This is a genomic window from Phytoactinopolyspora endophytica, assembly GCF_004138495.1.
In the GTDB taxonomy this organism is placed as follows: domain Bacteria; phylum Actinomycetota; class Actinomycetes; order Jiangellales; family Jiangellaceae; genus Phytoactinopolyspora; species Phytoactinopolyspora endophytica.
In genome coordinates, this window is record NZ_ML142851.1 from 361,748 (window position 1) to 369,577 (window position 7,830).

10 protein-coding genes are annotated in these 7,830 nt (G+C 66.8%); 5 read left to right on the plus strand and 5 right to left on the minus strand.

Annotation, left to right across the window (positions count from 1 at the left end; all coding sequences use genetic code 11):
• Positions 1 to 282, plus strand: a 282-nt coding sequence (locus tag ELR45_RS34780; protein ID WP_165367567.1) for a hypothetical protein, incomplete at its 5' end; no start/stop codon positions are given.
• Between the two features lie 44 nt (positions 283 to 326).
• A complete protein-coding gene (locus tag ELR45_RS07485) occupies positions 327 to 1,700 on the plus strand; it encodes an ABC transporter substrate-binding protein (RefSeq protein ID WP_129664757.1) in 1,374 nt (457 codons plus the stop codon).
• A gap of 70 nt (positions 1,701 to 1,770) precedes the next feature.
• Here ELR45_RS07485 and ELR45_RS07490 read toward each other — a convergent pair whose 3' ends face one another.
• Complete coding sequence (locus ELR45_RS07490) at positions 1,771 to 2,166, minus strand: hypothetical protein (RefSeq protein WP_129664759.1); 396 nt, start codon at positions 2,164 to 2,166, stop codon at positions 1,771 to 1,773.
• A 297-nt stretch (positions 2,167 to 2,463) separates the two neighbouring features.
• On the opposite strand from ELR45_RS07490, the gene ELR45_RS07495 reads away from it, so the two are divergent.
• The 3 genes from ELR45_RS07495 to ELR45_RS07505 all read left to right on the plus strand — a co-directional run bounded on the left by ELR45_RS07495 (position 2,464) and on the right by ELR45_RS07505 (position 5,257).
• Positions 2,464 to 3,318 carry a helix-turn-helix transcriptional regulator gene (locus ELR45_RS07495; RefSeq protein ID WP_129664761.1) on the plus strand — a complete coding sequence of 285 codons (855 nt, stop codon included), beginning with the start codon at positions 2,464 to 2,466 and terminating at the stop codon, positions 3,316 to 3,318.
• Positions 3,319 to 3,399: 81 nt separating this feature from the next.
• Positions 3,400 to 4,170, plus strand: coding sequence for a glucose 1-dehydrogenase (locus tag ELR45_RS07500; RefSeq protein ID WP_129664763.1), 771 nt, complete (start codon positions 3,400 to 3,402; stop codon positions 4,168 to 4,170).
• Between the two features lie 97 nt (positions 4,171 to 4,267).
• Complete coding sequence (locus ELR45_RS07505) at positions 4,268 to 5,257, plus strand: Gfo/Idh/MocA family protein (RefSeq protein WP_129664765.1); 990 nt, start codon at positions 4,268 to 4,270, stop codon at positions 5,255 to 5,257.
• Between the two features lie 52 nt (positions 5,258 to 5,309).
• On the opposite strand, the gene ELR45_RS07510 is transcribed toward ELR45_RS07505, so the two are convergent.
• From ELR45_RS07510 to ELR45_RS37170, 4 genes are all read right to left on the minus strand, one after another.
• A complete protein-coding gene (locus ELR45_RS07510; RefSeq protein ID WP_129664767.1) occupies positions 5,310 to 6,359 on the minus strand; it encodes a hypothetical protein in 1,050 nt (349 codons plus the stop codon).
• 58 nt (positions 6,360 to 6,417) lie between these two features.
• Complete coding sequence (locus ELR45_RS07515) at positions 6,418 to 6,840, minus strand: OsmC family protein (RefSeq protein ID WP_129664769.1); 423 nt, start codon at positions 6,838 to 6,840, stop codon at positions 6,418 to 6,420.
• Between the two features lie 145 nt (positions 6,841 to 6,985).
• The gene (locus ELR45_RS07520) at positions 6,986 to 7,426 is read right to left on the minus strand and encodes a VOC family protein (RefSeq protein WP_129664771.1); all 441 of its coding nucleotides are present in this window, start codon (positions 7,424 to 7,426) and stop codon (positions 6,986 to 6,988) included.
• A 2-nt stretch (positions 7,427 to 7,428) separates the two neighbouring features.
• On the minus strand, positions 7,429 to 7,830 hold a 402-nt coding region (locus ELR45_RS37170; protein ID WP_205856195.1), incomplete at its 5' end, for a BBE domain-containing protein.

A 7,830-nucleotide genomic window follows, 5' to 3' on the forward strand; every position in this document is an offset into this window, starting at 1 on the left:
CACGTGCCGGCGCTGGCGGACCTGCCGCACCCGGGGCTGCTGGCCACCGTCCTCTACGGCGCGATCCTCGTCGCCTGCGTGTTCTTCCTTCCCAAGGGCGTGACCCCGCTGGTCACCTCCGCGCGCGAACGCCTGGTCAGGTTCGTGCCACCTGGCCTTCCCGACCTTGCGGTGCTCACCGGCGGGACCGCTCACCTGGCGCCCGACGACGCTGCCGTGGCCACTCGCTCGCGTGCGGCCACGCCGTCTCGAGATGACCAGGACCGTATCGAGATCAGCTAGGACCGTCACGGCCGCCGGCCGCACGGTTCGGAACTGGAGCGCTCATGCGTGTGAATCGGACATCCGTGGATTCGCTGTCCGCAAGGACGTGGCGGGGGCTTCCTCGCTCGTCAGGCGGGCGTCCGTCGTCGCGAGGCCTCGTCGTGGTGCTCGCGGCTGGTGCGATCGTCGTCGTTAATGGTTGCGGCGACAGCAGGTCAGGAGGGAGTGATAACGACGACGCCAGCACGGGCACGTTCACTGTCGACACGTCGCATTGTCCGGACGAGGCAGGCCAGCCGCTGGACGAGGGAGAGCCGATCAAGGTCGGGGTGAGCATGGCCCTCAGCGGGCCGTTGGCCGCGATCGGCAGTGCCAACATCGAAGGTCTCCGTGCCGCGTTCGGTGCGGTCAACGCGGACGGCGGGATCGACGGGCACGAGATCGAACTAGTGATCAAGGACGATGCATACGATCCGGCGCGTGCGACCGCGAATGCGCAGGCGTTCGTGGGACAGGAGGACGTCTTCGTCAGCCTGCTGCAGATCTCGGAGGCGTCGATCACCGGGTCTCGGCCGATCTACGAGACGGCCTGCGTGCCCCAGCTGGGGACGATCTCGCAGAACAGGGAGACATCGGCGCCGGACGAACATCCCTGGACCACGGTGACGATCCCACCGGCCATCGTCGAAGCCGAGGCGGCCGCTGAGCACATCGCCGAGACGGTCCCGGGTGCGCAGGTGATGGAGTTCCGCCAGCAGACGACGATCGGGGAGGACTGGGCGGAGACGTTCCCAGGCGCGGCCGAGGAGCGCGGGCTGACCTTGCTGGAGGTGCAGACCGTGGCTCCGACCGAGGTCAACCTCGACCAGCATGCCGCGCGGCTGACGGCTTCCGGCGCCGACGCCGTCGTGGGTGAGATGCAAGGGCCCATGTGTATCGCCATGTTGCAGAGCCTCGCGAAGGCAGGGTTCGACGGAGAGGTCGTCCTGACGTCCGCGTGCAATGGAGCGAAGCAGTTCATGCAGCCGCTTGGCGACGCTGCCGACGGCGTCGCCGCTCTGTTCTTCCAGAAGGACCCGAGCGTGCCGGACGCCGATTCCGATCCCGGACTCGAGGAGTACTTCGAGGACATGGCGGAGCATCAGCCGAACGCGGATCCGACCATCACCATGGCGCTCAACGGCTACGAGGCGGGAAAGCTGCTGGTGCACAACCTCCGTGACGCCGCCGGAGCGGACGACGGCCTCACCCGCATCAGTCTGATGGAGGCGGCCTGGAACGTGACCATCGAACGGCCGGCATTCCTCGAACCGGAACAAAGCATGAGCGGTGCCGATGACCCATACATCATCAACCACGTGGCGGTGCAGTCGTACGACGCAGCCTCTGGCGGTTGGAGCGACAGCGGCGTCAGCTTCACTTACGACGGCGACTGACCGCACGCCGATCGCCGTGCCGTCCATGACCGGCCGATTCGAGAGGCGGCCGGCCATGGACGGGGAGCGCCTACATCCGGGTCAGCTGGTGTGCTCGTTGGTAAGAGACGCCGAGGATGGTCCCGATGTCTCGGAGCGAGAACCGGGCCTCGGCCAGTGCGCGCGCTGCCGCCCGAAGCTCGACGGCAGCCGAGCTGTTCGCCCAGGTGGATGTCCCACGAAGCTCGCGTGCGCGGGCGATCCGCTCCCGGATCTGTTCCGGCAACACGGGGCGTACATCCACTGTGATCATGGCCTCCGGCGCCTCCAGGGCATACGCGATGGCCTGGCGCTGGTGCTGGACGGCCTGCGTCAGAAGCCGCACTTTCGAGTGGATGCCCGGGTCCTGGTCACATCGGACAAGCCAATACTGGCCGTCCCGGATGGCAGTCGAGGTGTAGGCATGGTGAGGTAAGTTGTCGGACATAGGTCCTGGCCTCCTCTCAGGTGGGATCTAGGGGCTGTGCGAAGGCCTGTTCGCGCAGCCCCACCCACGTAGCTCGTTAGCTTTAGATCATGTGTTCGAGTATGCCAGTTGGCCCTGACAGGCTCCGGTTGGTTTGCTCAGGGCCGGATGAATCCAGCCTGGGACGTTATTCCCTCAGGTGTGTACGGCAGGCGCCGGTGGGCCGTTGGTCGCCGCATTGCGGCTTCGACCCCGGCCGCGGCTGCTGGACTGCTGAACAGACGACCGGTCCGCTCGGGCCGTTGTTACCCTGACGTTATGACCAGCGAAAGCCCCGCGGTGAGGCGTCGTCGTCGTGAGCAGCTCCGTGACTTTCTGCGCACTCGCCGAGCGCGGCTCACGCCAGCTGACGTCGGCATGGCTGCGGTGGGTAGACGTCGGACACCAGGTCTGCGGCGTGAAGAGGTCGCCGTGCTGGCCGGGGTGGGTGTGTCTTGGTACACCTGGCTCGAACAGGGCCGTGACATCAATGTCTCGACCGAGGTGCTCGACGCGATCAGCACGGCTCTGCGCCTGACCGAGCCCGAGCGTGCGCACCTGTATGTGCTGGCCGGCCTCAACCCGCCGCCGGTCGGCGTGCAGCGCGATGCCAAAGTCACCCCGGAGCTTTCGCAGCTGCTCGACGCATGGATGCCACGGCCCGCGGTGCTGCACGACCGGTACTGGAACCTGCTCGCGATCAACGACGCCGCGCATGCGGTGTTCGGATACGTCGACACCGACCACAACTGCCTGATCACGTTCTTCACGAATGCCCGATACCGCGGTATGCACGCCCACTGGGAGTCGGTTGCGCCGACCGTGGTCGCAGCCTTCCGTGCCGACGCGGCGCGTTCGCCCGAGGATCCGGGGTTCGATCGGGTGGTCGAAGATCTCACCGCCGTGAGCCCTGAGTTCGCCGAGCTGTGGGCGCGTCACGACGTGGGCGACCATATTCAGGCGGTGAAGGCGGTGCACCACCCGGATGCCGGCGACCTGATCTTCGACAAGACGACCCTGGCGGTGGCCGACCGCCCGGACTGGCGGCTGGAGCTGTACAACCCACGTCCAGGCACCGGAACCGGGGATCGGCTCGAACAGCTGCAGCGCAACCGTCTCGCGGCCCCGGCCTGATCGCTCGGCCAGGGTGGTGGTGCTACACCCCGGATACGTGCGCCCTGTTCGCATCGTGTGCCGGGCGGCAGGCTGAGTCCCATGACACACGGTTCTTCTCGATTCGATGACAAGATTGCACTCATCACCGGCGGCACGAGCGGGATGGGACTGGCCACCGCACGCAGGCTGCTGGCCGAGGGCGCACAGGTGGTCATCACCGGGCGCGACAAGACCCGGTTGGACTCCGCGATCGAAGCTCTGGACGGCGGAGACCGCGTGTTCGCGATACGCAGCGACTCGTCGAGCCTCGACGATCTCGACGCGCTGGCGGCCGCGATCCGGGACCGGTACGGACGGCTCGACGTGGTCTTCGCCAACGCAGGGGTCGCGTCGTTCCAGCCGAACGGTGACGTCACCGAGGCCGAGTTCGACCGTCTCGTGGACATCAACTTCAAAGGAGTGTTCTTCACCATCCAGAAGACCGTCCCGCTGCTGTCCGAACACGCGGCGATCGTGATCAACGCGTCGTGGACGCTGCACCGCGGCCTTCCCGCCGCCTCGCTCTACTCGGCAACGAAGGCGGCGGTGCACAACCTGGCGCACACGCTCGCGGCAGAGCTGGGGCACAAGGGCATCCGGGTCAACTCCGTGAGTCCCGGCTACATCGAGACACCGATGTTCGACGATGCCCTCTCCGCCGAGGAACAGGCCGGCGTCGTCCCCCAGGTGGTCGCAGGCCGGCTCGGTACCGCGGACGACGTCGCCGACGCGGTGGCCTACCTCGCGTCCGATGAGGCGTCCTATGTCAACGGACAGGACCTGATCATCGACGGCGGCCTCGTCGCCGCTGTCCCTGGGTGGACGGGATAGTCCAAAGGGCACCGTCGACGATGGGCACGTCAACCTGTGCGTTGAGCCACAGATACGGTGGGGACCGGCTTGACGGTGAACACGTGGGAGGCGAACGATGACTGATCCGGTCCGTTGGGGCGTTCTCGGCTGTGCGGCGATCGCGGTGAACAAGGTGATCCCCGGTATGCAGGGCGCGGACAACTGCGACATCGTCGGGATCGCATCACGCGACGCGGACCGGGCAGCCGACGTGGCCGCACGGTTGGGGATACGTCGTTCCTATGGCTCATACCAGGCGCTGCTCGACGATCCGGAGATCGAGGCCGTCTACATTCCGCTTCCGAACAACCTGCACGCGGAATGGACGCTGCGGGCCGCGGAGGCGGGCAAGCATGTGTTGTGCGAGAAACCGCTGGCGATGAGCGCCGCCGAGGCCGCCACGATGGTCGCCGGCTGCCGGGACGCCGGTGTCAAGCTGATGGAGGCTTTCATGTATCGCCTCCATCCGTCGTGGGTGCGCACGCGCGAGCTGGTCGCGGAGGGACGTATCGGCGAGCTCAAGGTCGTTGACGGGTTCTTCTCCTATAACAACACCGACCCCACCAACATCCGCAACATCGCCGAGCTCGGCGGAGGCGGGCTGATGGACATCGGTTGTTATCCGATCAACGTGGCCCGGATGATGTTCGGGACCGAGCCGACCGGCGTTCACGCGTCGATCTACCGTGACCCGGAGTTCGGAACCGACGCGTTGACCTCCGCGGTGCTGGACTTCGGTGGGCGGCACGCTACCTTCACCTCGTCCACGCAGCTTGTGCATCACCAGCGCGTCCACCTTCTCGGTACGGAAGGGTGGCTGCTCGTGGAGATCCCGTTCAACATCCCGCCGGATCAGCCCGCACGCGTCGTCGTCGCGTCGAACGGCAAGCCGCCGGTGCCGGACACCGAGGTGCTCGAGTTCCCGCCCGCAGACCAGTACGGGATTCAGGGTGAACTGTTCTCGGCAGCCGTGCGAGGAGACACCCCGGTCCCCACACCGCCAGAGGACGCGATCGCGAACATGACCGTGATCGAGCAGGTATTCGCGGCCGCAGGGCCCGCGTAGGAGAGAGGTAGGGCCTCGCTGGTCCTACGGCTCGTGCGTATGTCCTGATGCCTCAGGCTCCGACGTCGCTGGCTCCTCGGGCGATACCGCCTGGGTGGGCCTGCGCCGGTGACACGTCTACGGCCTGCGCGGGCTGTGTCACGCTCGGCTGGCCGGCAGAGAATCCGGGACCGTCGTGCGACGGCCGTTGCTGGTACGGGTCCGTTGACGCGTCGGGTGAGTCCGTGGCGTAGTTGCCGACCAGGGCCATGGCCGTCGCGACGCACACGGACGCGCCGATGGCCAGCGCTCCGGCGATGAAGGTGAGGGTCATCTCGCCGCGGTATCCGCCTGTCCTCAGCTCGCCGTCGAGCCACTGGTTGATCAGCGCCGCGGAGATTGCCGCCGAGGCGGCAGCGATGAGCATGAGTGCGATGGTGGCGGAGGCCGTCGCCGCGGCGCCGGCGGACCGAGACGTGGCGGCCGGCGGCTTGAGGCCAGTGCGCCGTAGCAGTGGGGCCGTGGCCGTCACCAACCCGATCCATGTGGTGACGACCAGCGACGCCGTGATGAACGTCGAGGGCCGCTGGGCGTAGGAACTCAGCTGCGAGGCAGTGAGGAACGCGATGGGCAGCCCCACCAGAACGGCCGTGAGCGCGCGCGTCGAAGGTGAGACTGCGGTGACCACCGCAACGCCGGCACAGAGGAACAGCACAGTCGGGGTGTCGACCGCCGCCGCGAACGGGTACGCGGGCATGCTCTGAGCCTCGAACAGCGGAGGCGCCAGCGCGTTCATGATGAGCGCCGTGGTGGTAGCACCGGCGATGAGAACGAGGATCTGCACCGCCGCGTGCCAGGCGCGACGGTAGCCAATGAGCAGTGCCGCGACGACGAACGTTCCCACAAGCGCGACGATGTGGGCGGTGTCGAGTGCGGACTCGACGGCCGGCCACGGGTTTCCTGGCAGAACGCGGGCCAGCTCCTCGTACGCCATCATGTCGATCAGTTGGCCGTTGGCCGTGCGTAACGCATACCACCAGGTGAGGCTTGTCAGCACGGCACCCCCGACCGCGATCGCGACACCAGTGATGACCGCCGCGCGCGTCGTCGTGGGATTGGTCATCCGTCGAGTCTAGGTGTAATGCCGGATTTGGGGCGTAGAGGTCGCGATCACCGCCGTGTCATTCGCTGCGGGTCTTCACTGGAGACTTCAGTTCGACGGTCCTGCTCACGGTGCAAAGCCGGTTGTGTGACTTGGCGATGGCGTCCGGCAGGACCTTGCGCGCTTCGTCGCCGGCCTCGCCCTCAGGGAACGCGACTCGGAAGACCAGCTCGAGGTTCTCCATCCGATTGCCGGAGTCGTCGCGCATCTTGTCACCACTGGCCTCGACCTCGAAGGAGTCGGGCTCGGACCGGCGGGTGGTGAGGGTGTCGACGTCGATCGCCGAGCACCCCGCCATGGCAGCGAGCAGCAACTCGACCGGCGTGAACTCGCTGTCACTGCCATCGCCCAGCAGGAGCTTGCCGCCGCGTGCATTGGTCGCGATGTAATGGTTAGAGGCCACGCGCTCGATGGACACGGACCTACGTGTGTCTTCAGTCATGCCCTAACCATGCCAGACGGCCATAGCCGTGCTCACCTGGGTTCCAAGCGACGCCAACTCCCAGTCACGACGGCACCCGCGAGGCCGCGTGACCCAGAGTTGCATCCAGGCGAACACCCGCCCTCGATGAAGAAGATCACGTCGATCACCGTTTCCCGTTATCGCGTCGTTGGTCGCTCGTGAAGTCGTCTTCGGTGATGCCGTCAGAGTGTCCTTCCGGCCATTGGACGAGCTCGATCAGGTAGCCGTCGGGATCGCGCAGATGGCTCACCAGTGGTTCGTCCGGATCGGCGGTCGGGTCCGCCGGATCGGCCTCGATGCCGTTGGCGGCCAGCGTGGCGATGGTGGCGTGCAGGTCCTCCACCTTGATGGCGAGGTGGTTGAGACCCCCGTCGGCTCTGATCGGACGTGAAGGGTCGTGCACGAGCTCGACCGTGACGAACGGGTCGTCCGGCAGCTGGAGCATCGTCAGTGTTCCGAATGCGGTCTCGGGAACCTGGCCGACCACCGTGTAGCCGAGGGCCTGGTAGAACACGGTCGAGCGATCCAGATCCGTCACCCGGAGCCCGACGAGCAGTGTTCGCACGGTCAGCCCTCCGATGGCTCTACGTTGTGGTTGAGACGAAACACGTTGTCTGGGTCCCACACGTCCTTGAGGGCGGTGAGCCGGGCGAGTTTGTGCTCGGGATAGGCGCGGCGCACGCCTGCGCTGCCTTCGTCGGTCAAGGCGTTGACGTAGACGCCGCTCGCGAACGGTTCGATGGTCCGGCCGTACCGGCGCGCGGCGGCGAGCCGCTCATCGTCTTCGACGGCGTTGTCCCAGCGGGATGCCGAGACGAATTCCACGAGGGCGTCGCGGTGGCTGAACGCGGTCTCGTCGTCGGCGACGTCGGCGATCGCGCCGCCGTAGGCTTGAAGGCGCGCGGCCGGGAGGAAGTCACCAGTGCCGTCGGGGGTGCCGCGGAGCAGGTACGCCTCGATGGCTTCGTC